The sequence below is a fragment of the Parahaliea maris genome (assembly GCF_008064665.1).
Classification (GTDB): domain Bacteria; phylum Pseudomonadota; class Gammaproteobacteria; order Pseudomonadales; family Halieaceae; genus Parahaliea; species Parahaliea maris.
This window is the reverse complement of record NZ_VRZA01000004.1, coordinates 65,482-81,843: the sequence shown is the minus strand read 5'-3', so window position 1 is coordinate 81,843 and position 16,362 is coordinate 65,482. Positions and strand designations below refer to the sequence as shown.

At 62.2% G+C, this 16,362-nt stretch carries 18 protein-coding genes and 2 tRNA genes; 10 read left to right on the top strand and 10 right to left on the bottom strand.

All coding sequences use genetic code 11. The features are described from left to right. The first annotated feature begins 320 nt into the window (after nt 1-320). From FV139_RS12260 to FV139_RS12250, 3 genes are read left to right on the top strand one after another with little or no spacing between them, the layout of a single operon-like run. Nucleotides 321-530, top strand: a complete 210-nt coding sequence (locus tag FV139_RS12260; RefSeq protein ID WP_117955061.1) for a MerR family transcriptional regulator — start codon at nt 321-323, stop codon at nt 528-530. Nucleotides 531-579: 49 nt separating this feature from the next. Next, nucleotides 580-954: a type II toxin-antitoxin system RelE/ParE family toxin gene (locus FV139_RS12255; protein ID WP_148068748.1), complete on the top strand. Its 375-nt coding sequence runs from the start codon at nt 580-582 to the stop codon at nt 952-954. Beyond that, complete coding sequence (locus FV139_RS12250; protein WP_148068747.1) at nt 947-1,255, top strand: helix-turn-helix domain-containing protein; 309 nt, start codon at nt 947-949, stop codon at nt 1,253-1,255. Before FV139_RS12255 ends, FV139_RS12250 begins: the two co-directional genes overlap by 8 nt. 169 nt (nt 1,256-1,424) lie before the next feature. Here the strand turns inward: FV139_RS12250 and FV139_RS12245 are convergent. Beyond that, nucleotides 1,425-1,501: transfer RNA gene (locus tag FV139_RS12245), tRNA-Asp, on the bottom strand. A gap of 27 nt (nt 1,502-1,528) precedes the next feature. Continuing rightward, nucleotides 1,529-1,604: transfer RNA gene (locus tag FV139_RS12240), tRNA-Val, on the bottom strand. A 196-nt stretch (nt 1,605-1,800) separates the two neighbouring features. Between FV139_RS12240 and queD the strand changes: the two genes are divergently transcribed. Beyond that, nucleotides 1,801-2,157 carry a 6-carboxytetrahydropterin synthase QueD gene (gene queD / locus FV139_RS12235; protein ID WP_187276511.1) on the top strand — a complete coding sequence of 119 codons (357 nt, stop codon included), beginning with the start codon at nt 1,801-1,803 and terminating at the stop codon, nt 2,155-2,157. 536 nt (nt 2,158-2,693) lie between these two features. After that, entirely contained in the window at nt 2,694-3,329 is a 636-nt protein-coding gene (locus FV139_RS12230; protein ID WP_148068746.1) for a LysE family translocator, read from the top strand. A gap of 21 nt (nt 3,330-3,350) precedes the next feature. On the opposite strand, the gene FV139_RS12225 is transcribed toward FV139_RS12230, so the two are convergent. Further along, on the bottom strand, nt 3,351-3,677 hold the full coding sequence (locus tag FV139_RS12225) for a DUF3301 domain-containing protein (RefSeq protein WP_148068745.1): 327 nt from the start codon (nt 3,675-3,677) through the stop codon (nt 3,351-3,353). Between the two features lie 148 nt (nt 3,678-3,825). Here FV139_RS12225 and FV139_RS12220 point away from each other — a divergent pair, with 148 nt between their 5' ends. Next, nucleotides 3,826-4,476, top strand: a complete 651-nt coding sequence (locus FV139_RS12220) for a TetR/AcrR family transcriptional regulator (protein WP_148068744.1) — start codon at nt 3,826-3,828, stop codon at nt 4,474-4,476. A 5-nt stretch (nt 4,477-4,481) separates the two neighbouring features. On the opposite strand, the gene FV139_RS12215 is transcribed toward FV139_RS12220, so the two are convergent. Then, nucleotides 4,482-5,264, bottom strand: a complete 783-nt coding sequence (locus FV139_RS12215) for an alpha/beta fold hydrolase (RefSeq protein ID WP_235898643.1) — start codon at nt 5,262-5,264, stop codon at nt 4,482-4,484. Between the two features lie 65 nt (nt 5,265-5,329). Between FV139_RS12215 and FV139_RS12210 the strand changes: the two genes are divergently transcribed. Beyond that, nucleotides 5,330-6,121, top strand: coding sequence for a hypothetical protein (locus FV139_RS12210; protein WP_148068743.1), 792 nt, complete (start codon nt 5,330-5,332; stop codon nt 6,119-6,121). A gap of 6 nt (nt 6,122-6,127) precedes the next feature. Then, nucleotides 6,128-7,342 carry a lytic murein transglycosylase gene (locus FV139_RS12205; RefSeq protein ID WP_148068742.1) on the top strand — a complete coding sequence of 405 codons (1,215 nt, stop codon included), beginning with the start codon at nt 6,128-6,130 and terminating at the stop codon, nt 7,340-7,342. A gap of 27 nt (nt 7,343-7,369) precedes the next feature. Here the strand turns inward: FV139_RS12205 and FV139_RS12200 are convergent, their stop codons facing one another. The 6 genes from FV139_RS12200 to FV139_RS12175 all read right to left on the bottom strand — a co-directional run bounded on the left by FV139_RS12200 (nt 7,370) and on the right by FV139_RS12175 (nt 12,647). Beyond that, the gene (locus FV139_RS12200) at nt 7,370-8,380 is read right to left on the bottom strand and encodes a HupE/UreJ family protein (protein WP_148068741.1); all 1,011 of its coding nucleotides are present in this window, start codon (nt 8,378-8,380) and stop codon (nt 7,370-7,372) included. Further along, nucleotides 8,377-9,312: a peptidylprolyl isomerase gene (locus tag FV139_RS12195; RefSeq protein WP_148068740.1), complete on the bottom strand. Its 936-nt coding sequence runs from the start codon at nt 9,310-9,312 to the stop codon at nt 8,377-8,379. Before FV139_RS12195 ends, FV139_RS12200 begins: the two co-directional genes overlap by 4 nt. A gap of 36 nt (nt 9,313-9,348) precedes the next feature. Further along, a complete protein-coding gene (locus FV139_RS12190; RefSeq protein ID WP_148068739.1) occupies nt 9,349-10,161 on the bottom strand; it encodes a crotonase/enoyl-CoA hydratase family protein in 813 nt (270 codons plus the stop codon). A gap of 30 nt (nt 10,162-10,191) precedes the next feature. Next, on the bottom strand, nt 10,192-10,749 hold the full coding sequence (locus FV139_RS12185; RefSeq protein ID WP_148068738.1) for a nitroreductase family protein: 558 nt from the start codon (nt 10,747-10,749) through the stop codon (nt 10,192-10,194). A 76-nt stretch (nt 10,750-10,825) separates the two neighbouring features. Further along, a complete protein-coding gene (locus FV139_RS12180) occupies nt 10,826-11,629 on the bottom strand; it encodes an FkbM family methyltransferase (RefSeq protein ID WP_148068737.1) in 804 nt (267 codons plus the stop codon). Continuing rightward, nucleotides 11,619-12,647, bottom strand: a complete 1,029-nt coding sequence (locus tag FV139_RS12175; RefSeq protein WP_148068736.1) for an AraC family transcriptional regulator — start codon at nt 12,645-12,647, stop codon at nt 11,619-11,621. Before FV139_RS12175 ends, FV139_RS12180 begins: the two co-directional genes overlap by 11 nt. Before the next feature lie 113 nt (nt 12,648-12,760). Between FV139_RS12175 and FV139_RS12170 the strand changes: the two genes are divergently transcribed. Both FV139_RS12170 and FV139_RS12165 read left to right on the top strand, forming a co-directional pair. Then, nucleotides 12,761-13,936, top strand: coding sequence for a hydroxymethylglutaryl-CoA reductase (locus tag FV139_RS12170; protein ID WP_148068735.1), 1,176 nt, complete (start codon nt 12,761-12,763; stop codon nt 13,934-13,936). 68 nt (nt 13,937-14,004) lie between these two features. Beyond that, the gene (locus FV139_RS12165) at nt 14,005-16,308 is read left to right on the top strand and encodes a TonB-dependent receptor (RefSeq protein ID WP_187276510.1); all 2,304 of its coding nucleotides are present in this window, start codon (nt 14,005-14,007) and stop codon (nt 16,306-16,308) included. The last annotated feature ends 54 nt before the right edge of the window (nt 16,309-16,362 follow it).

The following is a 16,362-nucleotide window of genomic DNA, read 5'->3' as shown; positions in this document are numbered from 1 at the left end:
TAACTCAATTCCAAATTACCGTATCAGCAAACCCACCCGGATTCATTTGTAATGTTTCTGAACGGTGAACATCGCCCTGCCCTCCTCACAGACCTTCACTTCGGCCAGGTTCCTGCCCCGGTTCGCCATCACTTATCTAATGGCGCCGCCACGTGTCCGTATTCCGCGTTGCGATGATTGCCCGGATTCGTAAATTTGGGCTCTACCGATGCGGTGCTAAAGGGTGTTTACTCAAATGCCCGCCGCATCGAAACCTTACACCTGGACTTACCCGAATCCGGGAACAGGTTAAAAGCTCGAAGCGACGAAGGAGCAGGAACATGAACAGTAAAGAAGCGGCAGCCACTCTGGGCTATGCAGAGAAGACATTGCGGGAATCGAGAGTCACCGGCACATTGGCCGGCGTGACAACGCCCGCCTACATCAAGCGCGGGCACCGGGTCATTTATGACGAGGAGGACCTGCTGGAATGGACCGCGCAGTTCCGCAAAATCACCAACACGTCGCAATCGTCCATCGACCTCAAATGACTATACATACCACTTCGCGACAGTATCACTAAGTGGTAGACTTAGGCTAATGGCTGTTTACCAAACAAAGACCTTTGCGCGGTGGGCAAAGAAGGCTGGATTGCGAGATGCAGAGCTCTACACCGCAGCTCAGGAAGTTGTTGCTGGTCAGGTTGAGGCAAAGCTCGGCGGTAATGTCTACAAGAAACGGGTAGCCCTCCCTGGCGGCGGCAAGAGCGGTGGCAGCCGAACACTAATAGCCACAAGGAAGGGAAAGCATTCGTTCTTTCTTTATGGCTTTGAAAAAAATGAGCGCAGCAACATTAAGGAAAACGAGCTGTCCGTCCTGAAAAGTGCTGCGAAGGTCTGGCTTTCAATGACCGCTGCCGGACTAACCGCCGCCCTGAAGGCTGGAGAGATTAAAGAGGTAAAGCGAGATGAGTAGACTACTCAATGAAATGCATGAAAGCATGGCCGGCCTGCACGAAGCGGGTCTTCTGAGCACAGATGACATGCGCAAGTTCGATGCCGCCTGCCTTCCTGAGGTGAAGGAGTACACTCCAGCTCAAATCAAGAAAATCCGCACCCGCAGCAACGCAAGTCAGCCGGTCTTTGCGAAGTGTCTTAACACCAGCGCATCCACCGTGCGGCAGTGGGAAAGCGGTACCAAAAAGCCCAGCGGAATCGCCCGGAAAATGCTCAGTCTTGTCGACAGCAAGGGGTTGGGAATATTACTGGACGCTTAACTGCGAGTAGCCGAATGCCTGGTACGAATGGACGCCCGTCCCCGTTAATGGGGTAGAGCCAAAGCCAGTCTGTGTGGCTATTGTGTCACTGGGGTAAATAAGGAACTTAAGACAGACTTTCTTGCCGGACAAAAATCAACGTAACTAATTGATTTTTGTCGAAAGAAAATGGCGGACCGGACGGGACTCGAACCCGCGACCTCCGGCGTGACAGGCCGGCATTCTAACCAACTGAACTACCGGTCCAACGGCAGCATACATATCGACATCGATTGGTGGGTGGTGACGGGATCGAACCGCCGACCCTCTGCTTGTAAGGCAGATGCTCTCCCAGCTGAGCTAACCACCCCCTGAGCCGATGGACGCGCATTATAGAGAGATTGGCGGGGCTGTCAAACGTTCGTCATGATTTTTTTTAATTTTTTTCGGAGCGTTAAAAGCGCTTGATTTTAGTAGTAAAATTTGACCTCGCGCGAGGTCACCAGGTCAGCCAGGGAGAACCCTCTGCGACACACCGTTTGCCCCTGTCCCAGTCCGGAATCCCCATGGAAATCTACAAGGAATTTCACTTCGAGGCGGCCCACCGCCTGCCCAACGTCCCCGAGGGACACAAGTGCGCCCGCCTCCACGGCCATTCCTTTCACGTGCGCATCAGCGTCACCGGCGACGCCCCCGAGCCCAGCGGCTGGGTGATGGACTTCGGCGACCTCAAGGCGGCCTTCAAGCCGGTGCTGGAGCAACTGGATCACTACTACCTCAACGACATCACCGGCCTCGAAAATCCCACCAGCGAAAACCTGGCCCGCTGGATCTGGCAGCGCCTGCAACCGGACCTGCCGCTGTTGAGCGCGGTGGAAATACGTGAGACCTGTACCTCGGGTTGCATCTACCGGGGCGACTGAGGCGCCTGCACCAAAGCTGTTACAAAAAGGTAACAACTTTGAAACATCTTGACAGATTCCCAGGCGCTATAGAAAAAGGTTCCATCGATTCCGTTCACCCGTCTGAGTCACCCGTCAACGCCCGGTTGTTTCCATCTGCGGTGCAAAAGTTACGTTACGTAGCAGATGACTAAATGTTATGCACATGCATTCACAGAAATGAAACTTTCACTAGCTTAGGTATTTCTTTAAATCAAGAACTTCATGTAATTTTCTTATCTCGTTGTTTTTATTGGATTTTTACTAATTGCTCGAATTTTAAGCAATTTGTAACAAACGCGGTAAGTACTGCGCTGCACGAACGGTTAAACAAAATACCCACTGAGTTATCCACAGATTCTGTGGACAAGACCGGGGAGCGGGACGCTGTTACAGTAGCGCATCATTTGGGGGCACCAGGATGAAACCAGCATTCGCACAGCACTGGTGCACTGTCCACCTGACAGAACACCTGCCAAGCCCGACCATCGCGAAAGTTCAGAGGTAAGCAAACGGACATGGAATTCAGTCACTGGCTCTCGTTATTCACGGTGTGCCTCCTCGGCGCTATCTCCCCGGGTCCCAGCCTGGCGGTTGTGTTGGGCAACACCCTGCGCCAGGGACGCGCTGCCGGACTCGCTGCCGCCTTTGCCCACGGCTTCGGCGTAGGCCTGTACGGCCTGATCACCGTCAGCGGCCTGGCCCTGGTGATGACCGGGTCCCCGCGCGCCTTTGCGGCCATCCAGATGGCGGGCGCGGGCTACCTGATTTACCTGGGGGTACGCGGCCTGCGCAGCAGCCATTCGGGCGCTTCTGCAGGGCTCAGCGAAGGCGGTGGCGAATCCTCCCGCGGCAGCGCCCTCTCGGGGTTTCTGGTGGCCTTCCTCAACCCCAAGCTCGCGGTATTCATGCTGGCACTGTTCAGCCAGTTCCTCGGGCCCGGCACGGACTGGACGGTAAAGGGAATCATGGTGCTGACAGTGGGACTGACCGACGCCGGCTGGTACGCGTTGGTCGCGGCGATGGCGTCCCACCCCCAGGCCATCGACTGGCTGCGGCAGCGCGAGCAACTGATCGACCGGGTGCTCGCCCTGGTGCTGCTGACCCTGGGTACGGTGGTACTGGCGAGGGCCCTGATGGCACTCGGTGGCTGAGGTCAGGGGAGAGTCGGTCGGTCAGTGCAGCGTGCGATTGGGTTCGCTCACCACCACTGCCTGCAGGTGTTTGCCCAGCATGATCACAAAGCCCTGTTCCCGCACCACGCCGTCAAAGCTGTAATCAAAGCGATACTGGCGCCAGATTTTCCAGCGGCCCTGCTGGTCCCGGCTCAGGGAGAGGCGGTTGATGTGAACCGACTGGTCCAACAACTGGAAGTCATCGCGCTCACCGGCCCGCTCCACCGCCTTCACCGCCAGTTCGCGGACCCGGGTGGCGTCCAGGAAATACAGGCCCAGGGCTCCGAACAGGAACAGTATCAGGATTTCACCGAGGCTGAGGTACATCGCTTTGCTGACTCCGGCAGGCCCGGGGGCCGGATGATTGTCTGACAGGGGCGGCAAGCATACCGACCGGTTCGCCGCGACGCCAGCGCGGTGGTTTTACACAGTGACTATCCGAGTGTATTGTCAGCCATCGCCAAGGAAGAGCTCCATGCCCGAACAGCAACCCGCCGTCTCCTCCAGCAACCGGGAAGTCACCCGCCGTGAACAGCAGCGCGAACAAACCCGCCTGCGGATCCTGCGAGCCGCCATTCACTGCTTCACCCGCTCCGGCTTCACAGCTGCCTCGATGTCTCGCATCGCCCAGGCCGCGGGGGTCAAGAAGGCCCTGGTACAGTATCACTTCACCACCAAGGACAGCCTGTGGCAGGCCGCTGCCAGCCTGTTATGGGAAGAGCGCAATGCGCGCCTGGCGCAGTTTATGGCCATCCAGGACGTGAACGGCCTGGCCGACTCCCTGCGTCCCGCTTTCACCGCCATAGTGGAGTTCACCCGCGAGCATCCCGAGTGGATGTGGCTGATGTTTCACGAAGCCCAGGGCGACAGCCCGCGGGCGCGCTGGCTGCGGCAACACTTCCTGGAACGGGACTACGAACTCGGCGTGCGTTTCGTGCGCGGCTGCCAGCAACAGGGGCTGATGCGAGATGCGGACCCGCTGCAACTGCTGCACCTGATCACCGGGGCCCTGACCTACAACCTGCTGGTGGCGCCGCAAACCCGCGCCATTACCGGCACCAACCTCGCGACCCGGGAGTCCATAGACCGGCAGGTAGACCTGCTGCTGGCCATGCTGGCGCCCTGAAGGGATCACCCGCCCTGCGGCGCCAGCAGGAAGCGCCGCACCGTGGCATTGAACAGGCGTGGCTGTTCCGCGTGCAGCCAGTGGCCACAGCCCTGTAGCACCCGCAGCCGGGCGGCGGGAAACAGCGACTCGATTGCCTCGCGGTGTTGCGGCAGAATGTAGTCGGAATTTTCGCCCTTGATAAACAGTACCGGCCCGGTGAACGGGGCCGAAGCCTCCAGCCGCCCCCGCGCCGCGCCGTAATCCCGCAGCAGTCCATCCAGGTTAAAGCGCCACTGGTAACGCCCGTCCTCGCCCCTGGCAAGGCTCAGGAGGAGGAACTGGCGCACCCCCTCCTCGACGATGAAGTCCCGCATGACTGTCTCCGCCTCGCTTCGCGAGCGGGGCGCCCGATCCCGCACCGCCTGCAGGGCGGCGAAGATGGCGTCGTGGTGGGCCGGGTAATCCACCGGCGCGATATCGGCCACCACCAGCCTGTCCACCTGGCCCGGGTCATCCAGGGCAATCCGCATGGCAACCTTGCCGCCGAGGGAATGGCCGCAGAGATGGGCCCGTGCAATGCCGCGCTCTCGCAACCAGCCGCGGATGCCGTCAGCCAGCGACTCCAGGGTCATGGTTTCCAGCCAGCCGGAACGCCCGTGATTGGGAAGATCCAGGCAGTGCACCCGGAAATCGTCCTGCAGCGCGCGTGCCAGCGCACCGAGATTGTTGCCCATACCGAACAGGCCGTGGAGCAGGATGACGTCCGGCCCCTCGCCCTGCGTGGAAGATTGGATATGCAGACTCACTGCGCGCTGTGACCCCTTCGAGATTTTGCTACCATGCGCCCCACTATAACGGATCAGGAGTCCCCATGCGTTTGTTCACCACCGTTGCCCGTATCGGTGCGGCCTTGTTGCTCGCCGCCGGCCTGTCGGCCTGTAGCAGTGGCCCCAGTTACAACCCCACCACTTTCCAGGCGGAAATGGACGGCGGACCCGAAGCCTTCAAAAAGGTGAAGACCGTCATCATCCCCCACGTCAATCTCGGCCCGCCCTCACGCAACTACCTGCAGGATGTGGAGCCCCGGGTCGACGGCCTGGTCGGCACCTACCTGAAGAAGAACGGTTATAAAGTGCTGCCACAGCGCGAGTTCCGCCAGCACTGGAACACGGCGGTGCGCGCTTTTGGCGACCCGGTAGACCCGACGACTGGCAAGGTCAACATGAAGAGCTTTGTCCAGATCATGCAGAGCGTGCGCGACCAGCTGCGTGAAACCACCGATCTCGACGCCTTCGTGTTCACCGACATCGTGGAGTTTGAAGTGCCCTTCAACGGCGGTCTCAAACACCTCGCGCGCTGGGACGGGGTGACCCGTCGCCCCTCCTTGCAGGGCCCGGGCAGCGGCGTTTCGGCCGACTTCGACTGGAATATGAACGCCGCTGTGGCCTCGCTGCAGATCAGCATTTATGACATCGAGCTGCAACGGCTGTTTGCCAGCCGCGGCGGACTCGATGCGACCGACGCCATCGACACCCGCTCCTCCGCCGGCCGCTATGTACGCCGCCGCAACATTCTAGAAAACGAGGAGTACGTGATGGAGGGGATCAAGCTCGCCTTCCACCCCTTTATCCAGTGGGAAGACTGGCCGGGCAACCCGGACTGACGCCCCATGCCCGACATCACTTCGCACCTCCGCCCTGGCCGCTGCCTGTCGCTGGCACTGGCCGTCGCACTCCTCAGCCCTCTGGCCGCCCAGGCCAGCGCCGGGTTTGAGGCCTGCCGGACACAGCTGGGCGACAAGGCGATCGCCGAAGGCGTATCCGCCAACGTGGTGCGCACCACCCTGCCCACGGTCAAGGAACTGCAGCGGGTGGTCGAGCTCGACCGCAAGCAACCCGAGTTCATGCAGACCTTTGCCAGCTACGTGGGGCAGCGCGTCAGCAACCAGCGGGTGCAACAGGGGCGCAACCTGCTGCGACAGCACGGCGCCTTTCTCGACGGCCTGCAACAGCAGTACGGGGTACCCGCGCGCTACCTGGTGGCCTTCTGGGGGCTGGAAACCAACTACGGCGGCTACCTCGGCAAGATGCCGACCCTGGACGCCCTCGCCACCCTGGCCTGTGACCCGCGCCGCTCGGACTTTTTCGCCTCCGAGTTCGTGAACGCCCTGCGCCTGGTGGAACGGGAATCACTCGACCCGGCACAAATGCAGGGATCCTGGGCCGGCGCCATGGGGCACACCCAGTTCATGCCCTCTACCTACCTGCAGTACGCCCTCGATGGCGACGGCGATGGCCAGGTCAACCTGTGGCGCAGTGAACGCGACGCCCTGGCCTCGGCGGCCAATTTCCTGCGCGGGCTCGGCTGGACCCCCGGGTTGCGCTGGGGGCGCCAGGTGTCGTTGCGGGACGGATTCGACTACAGCCTGAGCGGCAAGGGACGCGGCGCCAATCTGGGCGAGTGGTCGGCTCGGGGGGTTCGCAATCTCAACGGCAGCGCCCTGCCGGCTGCCGACCTGCAGGCCGAACTGCTGCTGCCGGCGGGCCACACCGGCCCCGCCTTCCTGGTGTACGACAACTTCGAGGTGGTGAAGCGCTGGAACAACTCGGAAAACTACGCACTGTCGGTCGGCCTGTTGGCGGATCGCCTGGCCGGAGCTCCCGCCGCCGATTACGCCAACGGTGAAGCGGAACCGCTCACCAGCGCCCAGCTGCGCCAGGCCCAGGAGGCCTTGCTGGCGGCGGGCTATGACCCGGGCACCCCGGACGGGATTCTGGGAAGCCGCACCCGCGCCGCCCTGCGCGCATTCCAGCTGGCATCTGACCTGCCCGCCGACGGTTATCCCGACAGCACCACGCTGGCGGCGCTGCTACCGCAAAACTGAAAGCCCCGCGCTATTCCGCGGGGCTCCTCAGGCCGCCAGGGCCTCCAGCCCCCGCTGAATACACCACATGGCTGAGAGACAGCCCAGCAAATAGACCGGGACCGGCGCCAGCCGCCGCGCCGTCCTGCCGAGGGGGCGGCGAATAAACAGCCACACCACCAGCACCAGCAAGATAAACGCCACCTGGCCGATCTCGATGCCCACGTTAAAGAACAGCAGCGCCAGGGGCACATTGTCCTGGGGCAGGCCCGTCGCGGCCAGGGCGCCGGCAAAGCCCATACCGTGCAACAGGCCGAAGCCCCCCGCCAGCCACCAGGGATAGCGTTTCACCAGGCCATCCCCCCGGGTCAGCTCCACCGCCAATACAAAAATGCTGACGGCAATGGCAAACTCCACCAGTTCGACCGGGTAGTTGATATAGCCAAGGGCAGCGAGGGACAGGGTCACGCTGTGCCCCACGGTGAATGCGGTGATCGTCCACAGCAGTCGCTTGCCGCCGCCCACCAGCAAGATCAGGCCAAATACGAAGAGCAGGTGATCGACGCCGCCCCAGATATGCTCGATACCCAGCGCCGTGTAATCGCCCATGACCTGCCCTGCGCCAGGTTCGGCGGGCACCACAAATTCCGCTTTCTCGGCGGTGAGCACCTGCTGGTAGTGGCGGCCGTCCTGCAGGTCCACCATGACCATGGCAGAGGCCTGGTTGGGTCCGAGCCCGTCTATCCCCAGGCGCTGGCCCACCAGGCCGGCCTCCCCCAGCGCCCCGCAGTCCAGCAGCAGGGTCGTCACGCGCCCGGTGCCCTCCACCTGGGCAGGCGGGGCCTGTATCACTTCGCAGGCATCCGGCCAGCGCGGACGCATGGGCACCGGGCTGGTTGCCTGCAGCGGGGTTTTCCACACCAGGTTGAACTGGTTGTCGCCCACTTCGGTGACCTTGAGCAATGAAGGGGCGAAGCGGTGCGCCTGGGCAGGCAATGCCAGCCCCACCAGCCAGGCCAGCAACACCAGGATCACACCACGTCGGGTCAGTCTGGTCATGACGTACGCACCTCGTAGTCCTCGCGCAGATCGGCGATGGCATCCGCCAGGGCAGTAGCGCGCCGGCGCGAGAGCAGGTCCCGTTCCAGTTGTTGCCGCACCTCCTCCAGGGTGGCGTCGCGCGAGGGTTCGATAGCCTCCACCCACACGTAGTGCAGGCCGTACGTCGAGCGCAGGGGGCCAACCCACTGCCCTGCCTGCGGTATGGCCTCCTGCAGGTTCAGGACAAAAGCGGCGCCAAAATTACGTGCCAGCTGGTCGGGCGTTTGCTGGCGGAAGACGTAACCCGGCAGAAAGGGTGAGCTGAGACTGCGGGCCTGTTCCGCGCTGAGCCCCTCGCTCTGAATGCGCTCCACCACCGCAGGTACTTCGTCTTCCCGCTCTCGGTTGAAGTACAGCTGCTCAATGGAATAGCGCGGCGGCCGCCGCAGCTCTTCGCGCCGGGACTCGAACTCCGCGGCGATATCGACCTCATTCACGGGAAGGGGTGGCCGCGCCGCCAGCAGCAACTGTTCCATCACCTGAATCATGCGGCGCTTGATGACCTCGTCGCCCAGGTGAAGGCGCATGTCCAGGGCCTGCTGGTAGATCTCCTGTTCGCTCTTGCCCTCCCCCATCTGCAGGAAGGCCATGTTGCGCAACAGGCGCTGGTAGACCACCTGGTCGTACAGGTGCAGTTCCAGTTCCAGGGCGCGCTGGAACAGCATGTCGCGGTCGAGCTCCTGGGCCACCATACCCTGGAGCTGCTCTTCGCTCGGGGGGCTGCCGGCCAGGGCCAGCCACTGCTGGCGCAGGCTATCCACACGCGCTGGCGCCAGCGGGCCTATCACCGGTTTGGGTTCGGGGAACGCCCAGCGCTGGAGCTCGAACAGCGCCAGACCGAGCACAATAAAATGAATCCACGGCCGATTGAGCCGGGCCAGAAATGCCATGGGAAATCCTCGCCTGGTACGTTGGTCGGTAGGGAACTAGTCCTCGTACTCGGCGGTGGTTTTTTGCGCCTGGGCGGTGATACCCGCGGTGAGGTCGACCTGGCTGAGCATGCCAGCGTTCCAGGTGGCGATATAGTTGAGGCCATCTGCGACAGAATGATCGCGGGCGTACACCAGCATTTCCTTGGTACCGCGAATGGCCAGCGGCGTTTTGGCAGCGATGGTCAGGGCGATTTCGCGTACGCCAGCATAGAGCGCATCCCGGTCCTCGAACACCCGGTTTACAAAACCCATCTGGCAGGCCTCCGCTGCATCCATGGTGCGCCCGGTATAAGCCAGCTCGCGCGCCACCCCCTGGGGAATGATGTGCGGTAGCCGTTGCAGGGTTCCCACATCCGCGGTCATGCCGATATCGATCTCGCGAATGGAGAAATGTGCATCGGTACTGGCATAGCGCATGTCACAGCAACAGGTGAGATCCACGGCCCCGCCGATGCAGGTGTTGTGTATCGCCGCCAGCACCGGCTTGCTGCACTTCTCAATCGCCGAGAGGTTGTCCTGCATGCGCAGCACCGTGCGCCGGAATTGCTCAGACCGGCGAGCCGGGTCGCTGTGTTCGGAGAGCACTTCACCGAACATGCCGAGATCCAGGCCGGCACAAAAATGCTTGCCGTTGCCCGTCAGGATGACCACCCTCACCCCGGGCTCGGCATCCAGCCACTCGAAACATTCCTGCAGCTCGCGCCACATCGGCCCGTTCATGGCATTGGCACGGTCCGGGCGGTTGAGGGATACGGTGGCGACCTTGTCCTCAAGGCTCAGGCTGAGGGTTTCGTACTGGGGCAGCATAGGGTTATCTCTCTCGCTAGTTGGGTGGGGTTACCAGTGACTCAGAAAGTCCTGTGGATTCAGGCCAGGCAAACTCTTGGGGGCCGACGCCCGGGTGCCAAGGTATAGGAATCCGGTAATCTCTTCGTTGTCGGACAATCCCAGGGCCTGCATCACCGCCGGGTCAAAGGCGGCATCACCGGTGCGCCAGATGCCGGCGTAACCCAGGGCTTCGGCGGCCAGCAGAATACCCTGCGCGGCGCAACCGGCCGACTGCCGCTGCTCTACCGCCGGCACCTTGGGATGCTCGGTCAGGCGGGTCACCACCACCAGCAGCAGGGGCGCGCGCAGCGGGGCGCTGCGCGCCTTGTCGCGGGCGGCCGCATCGGCCTCGGGGTTGCGGGCCAGCAGGCAGCGCTCAAGCACCTCCCCAAAGGCCTCACGGCGCTCTCCGGCAATACTGATAAATCGCCAGGGCCGCAGCCAGGCGTGGTCCGGCGCGCGGGTCCCGGCGGCGATCATCTCCCGCAGTTCCTCCTCTGCCGGGCCGGGTTCAGTCAGGCGTGGCGCGGAGTTTCGTTGCTGTAAGAGGGTCAGTAGATCAGACATGGTAGGTGGTAGACGCCGGGTTCCTGGGACAGTAAACGGACCGCATGATAGCAGCAAAGCCGGTACCCGCGCTCTTTCAGGCGGCGCCCACCAGAAGATTCATGAAACCGGCGTCTCCCGGGCAGGCATCCACATTGTCACTCCAGCGGGCGAGCTCTTCCATTGAGCAGGCCACCAGGCGGTGTTCGATGTGATCGACAATCCACAGCGGCTGCCCCAGGCTGGCGAGCAGCTCCACCAGGGTGCGTCCGCTGCTACCGGCCTGGCGCAGGGAGAGCGGTGTGAGCTCGATCAGGATGCGCGGCATGCGCGGGAGTGTTCGCAGCAGGGGCACCAGCCCCGACATCACCTCGTACTCGTAGCCCTGGGTGTCCACCTTGAGCATATCGACGCGCCGGGTCTGCCCGCCGAGCCAGCGCCCGCCATCCAGCAGGGGCACCTCCACACTGGCCCGGCCGCCTCCCGTGTCGAACATCTGGTGATCGCCCAGGTTATCCTCGCTGAGGTGCAGCCTGGCAACGCCATCGGCTGCAGCCAGGGCCGCCGCTTGTAATTGAACCCGGTCGGCACAGGCGTTGCGTTGCAGATTCTCCCGCAACAGCGCGAGATTGGCAGGGTCGGGTTCCACGGCAAAGACCCGGCCCGCGGGCCCCACGCAGAGCGCAGCCAACACCGTGAAATAGCCGATATTGGCACCCACATCGACAAACACATCCCCGGGCTCGAGAAAGCGCTGTACCAGGCTGGTTTCAAAGGGCTCCCAGATACCCGTCTCCAGCAACTGGCGGGAAATACAGAGGTCCTCGGGCCCGTGAACCCGCATGGAAAGCCCGTCGGGGACACCGGGTACCCGCAGGGTGGCGACAGGCTCAGGGCGCATAGGCACCGGGGGCGACGCCAGTCCAGCGATGAAAGGCGCGGGAGAAACTGCTGGTATCGGAAAAACCCAGCAGGAACGCGATTTCCGTCAGTGACTGCCGCGGTGTCTGGCCGAGGTAGGAACAGGCCAGTTCACAGCGGGTTTCGTTGAGTATCTGGTTGAAGGAGCTGCCCTCGGCGCTGAGTTTGCGCTGCAGGCTGCGGCCGCTCATTCCCAGTTCCCGGGCGTAGTGTTCGTGACCGAGGGCACCGCCGGGCAGGTCGCGCACCAGCAGGTTGCGCAGCCGGGTGGCCACACTGCCCATCTCCAGCTGCTTGAGATAGTCTTCGATCACCCGGTCGCTGGAGCGCGCCAGGCTTTCATTGCCCCATTCCAAAGGCTGTTCCAGCTCGGCGCGGTCGAATTCCATGCGGTAGCGATCCGCGCCAAACTCGATGGGTGCCTGGAAAAACTCCCGGAACGGTGTTTCGTCGGCGCAGCGTTTGCGCAGCAACGAGACCTTGAGCGGGGCGAAGTCCTTGCCGCGAATTTTGCGCGACGAACGCAGGATCAGCGACAGGATGGCCTCCATGGCCTCCTGCGAAGGCCCGAGATCCGGTGTCCACAAATCCCAGGACAGGACAACGCTGTTCTCCCCGACATCCAGTTCCACCCGGGCGGCGTCTGACACCATGGCGTTGAAGCGGGCCACTCGCTGCAGGGCCTCCAGCAGCGTGGAACTGGCCATGAAGGCGTAGCCAAGCGCGTGAAAGGTGTTCTGGTTGGAATAGCAGGGTACCCACAGGCCCAGCGTCTCGTCCTCCAGCGCCTGCACACTCAGATCCCACAATCGGGTGGTGGCCGCCAGCGGCAGGCGGGCATCCGGATCGGCCAGTTGCTCGTGGTCGAGGCCCGACTCCTGCAGCAGCAGATCGGCATTGCAGCCATGATCGCGTAGCGCCAGCAACAACACCTTTATCCAACTGCTCAAAACAGTGGGCTGGCGTTCGACATCCTGGCTACATTGCGGCTGTGGCATCTTCGGTCATTAAGTTGGCGTATTGGGTCATGCGCGACATGCCGGGCTTGTATACCTTAGACACCGCTGCAATGTCTACTTGATCACCATAATAACGGAGATTGAACCAGCTTATGACCAGTGCCCGTATTCCCCGAGACAAAGACAACGACTACACCCGTGAGGCTGCTGCCGCGCGCCGCGCGTTCATCGAGGAGCAGAGCGGTGCCAGCCTGGAGCAGACAGGACAGTACTCCTTCGACCCGGCGGTGTTGCCCGGCAATATCGAAAATTTCACCGGCATCGTGCAGATGCCACTGGGCTTTGCCGGCCCGGTGCGCGTCAACGGCGAGCACGCCGAGGGCGATTTTTACGTTCCCATGGCCACCACCGAGGGCACGCTCGTCGCCAGCTACAGCCGCGGCATGCGCCTCACCCGCGAGGCCGGCGGTATCACCACCACAGTGGTGGACGACGCCATGCAGCGCTCCCCGGTGTTTGCCTTTGCCGATGCGCGGGGTGCCAGGGACTTCGGCATCTGGGTGGCAGAGAACTTCCCCGCCATCAAAGCCGCCGCGGAGACAACGACACGCAGCGGCAGGTTGCGCAACATCGAACAATATCCCGCCAGCCGCATGCTGTACCTGCGCTTCAATTACACCACCGGAGATGCGGCCGGCCAGAACATGTGCGGCAAGGCCACCTTTGCCGCCTGCCGCTGGATTCTCGACAACTATCCCGGCGCTATCACCCGCTACTTTTTGTCGGGAAACATGGACACCGACAAGAAGCACTCGCAGATCAATACCCTGCACACCCGAGGCAAGCGCGTCATCGCCGAAATCACCCTGCCCCGAGATCTGCTGCGCGATCTCATGCGTACTACCCCGGAGGCCATGTACGCGGCGCGTATGACATCGCAGCTCGGTGGTTTGATGGCTGGCGCGGTGCACAACGGCGTGCACCCGGCTAACGGAATTGCAAGTGTGTTTATTGCCACGGGACAGGACGAAGCCAACGTGGCAGAATCCCATGCCAGCCTGGTGCATGCGGAAATTACCCCCGAGGGTGATTATTACTATTCCGTGACACTGCCCTCGCTGATCGTCGCCACTTACGGCGGCGGCACCGGACTCGCAACCCAGCGGGAATGCCTTGAATCGATGGGTTGTTACGGTGAAGGCAAGGCCCGCAAACTGGCGGAAATTATTGCCGCTACCGTCCTCTGTGGAGAAGTATCACTGGGCGCGGCAGTGGTTTCGGAGGAATGGGTCAGCAGCCACGACACCTATGGCCGCAACCGCCCCTGAACTCCAACCTCGCGGTTTTCATTTCGATAATAGCTATAAGCATCAACATGAAAGAGGGAGTTACACCCATGAAAACAACTACCCGTTATACACGCAAGAATCCACTGGCTGCCGCCCTGAGCGGCTTGCGCTGGTCGGCCGGTGCAGCCCTGCTCGGCGGTGCTGTCGCCACCTCGACAGCCGTCACCGCACAAGCCCAGGAAGAGGCCCGCAGGGGTTCCACTTCTGCACTGCTGGAGGAGGTGGTCGTCACCGCCCGCAAGCGCGCGGAGGAATCCCAGGATGTCCCTCTGGCCGTTTCGGCGTTCGGATCAGACCAGATTGAAGCACTCAAGGTGCGCGACCTGACCAACCTCTCGGTCGGTATGCCCAATGTCGCCCTCGACGACGTCGGCACCACCCGCGGCACCGCCAACTTCTCCATTCGCGGCCTCGGCATCAACAGTTCCATCCCCGGCATCGACCCCACCGTCGGCCTCATCATTGACGGCGTCTACCAGGGCATGAACAACGGTGTGCTGTTCGACACCTTTGACCTGGCCAGCATCGAGGTCCTGCGCGGCCCACAGGGCACGCTGTTCGGCCGCAACGTCACCGGCGGCGCGGTACTGCTGAACACCAAAAAGCCCGGCGATGAATTCGAACTGAGCCTGCGCGCCGCCGCGGACCAGGGCGATGAAGGCGGCCTCAACAGTTACCTGATGGGCAGCGTGGGCGGCCCGGTCACCAGCTGGATGGGCGCGCGTCTGACCGCCTACTACAATGACGACCAGGGCTTCCTGGAAAACAAATTTGACGGCGACGACATCGGCAAGATCGAGCAGACCATGGTGCGCCCGGTTGTGGTGATCACGCCAACAGATCGTGTCGAACTCACCCTGCGCTACGAGTACTCCGAAAACGAAGGTGACGGCCCGGTCGGCCAGTGTCACACCAACGGTTCCGGCGTACCCTGTGCCTTCCAGGGCTTTGACCGCAAGGAATTCGGCGCCTCCCTCGACGAGGTGGGTTCCCAGGACAGCGAAACCAACGCCTTCACGGCCCAGCTCGACTGGGACGTGGATTTTGGCGAAGGTACCGTGACCAACATTTTCGGCTGGCGCACCTACGACGCCAACAGCGTTGGCGACATCGACGCCCAGCCCGTTTGGCTGTTCCACGCGCCCTCCTGGCTGGAAACCGAACAGTTCAGTAACGAGCTGCGCTACAACGGCCTGTTTGGCAACAATACCAACGTCACGGTGGGCACTTTTTACTTCACCAATGACATCACCTACCACGAGCGCCGCGAGTTCGGTGGCATCGTCACCGGTGGCGTGGCCCCGTTCCTGACGGCGGATGGCGGCGGCACCCTCGATGTGGAATCCTGGACCGTGTTCGGTCAGGTCGACTACGACCTGTCGAGCGACTGGACCCTGACCGCCGGCATCAACTACTCGAAAGAGGACAAGGATGCCGACGTGGTTTCCCTGATCCGCAACGTCAACTCACCGTGTAACGTGGTGCTGAACAACGACTGCCCCTACGACTTCGAGGACGAGGAAAGCTGGGACAGCGTGTCGCCCAAGCTGGGCTTCACCTACCACATGACCGACAGCTCCCGCATCTACGGTCACTGGTCACGCGGCTTCCGCTCCGGTGGCTACAACCTGCGTAACACCTCCGTCAACCCCGATGACATCCCCGGTCCTTTCGACCAGGAGCAGGTGGACAGCTACGAGCTGGGCTACAAGTCTGAATTTGGCCGCGGCAAGCTGAACGCTGCCGTCTTCTACAACCAGGTCGACGACATGCAGCGGGAAATCAACCTCCCGAGCCAGGGCGTGGGCGTAGTGCAGCTGATCCGCAACACCGCGGAGGCCACGCTGCTGGGCGTGGAAGTCGACGGTACCTATGCCCTCACCGACAACCTGATCGCCATGGCGTCGGTCGGCTGGCTGGACGCCGAGTACGACAAAGTCAACTTCGACCTGAACGGCGACGGCGTCATCGATTCGGCAGACAAGGACCTGGATCTCCCCAGGGCGGCGGAACTGACCTACTCCATCGGCCTGAACCACGACCTGGATTTCGGCGATATGGGCTACCTGAGTTCACGAATCAACTACGCCTACCGCGACGAGTCCGCCTACACGGATAACAACCTCGGTTATATCGACGAGCAGGATATCCTGGACCTGGGCTTTGACTTCTACTCCGCGGGTGGCCACTGGGTGTTCTCGCTTTACGGCCGCAACCTGCTGGACACCGTGAAGCACGGTGGCGACACCCAGTTGCCCAACGATCTCGGTGGCCTGATCCCCTGGGGCGGTACCTTCTCACCGCTGGCCAAGGGACGCCGTTACGGCATCGAGGTGACCTACAACCTCTGATTTCGCCGTGAACCTGGCGGGGGCGATGGCAACCTTGCGTTACATCGCCCCCGC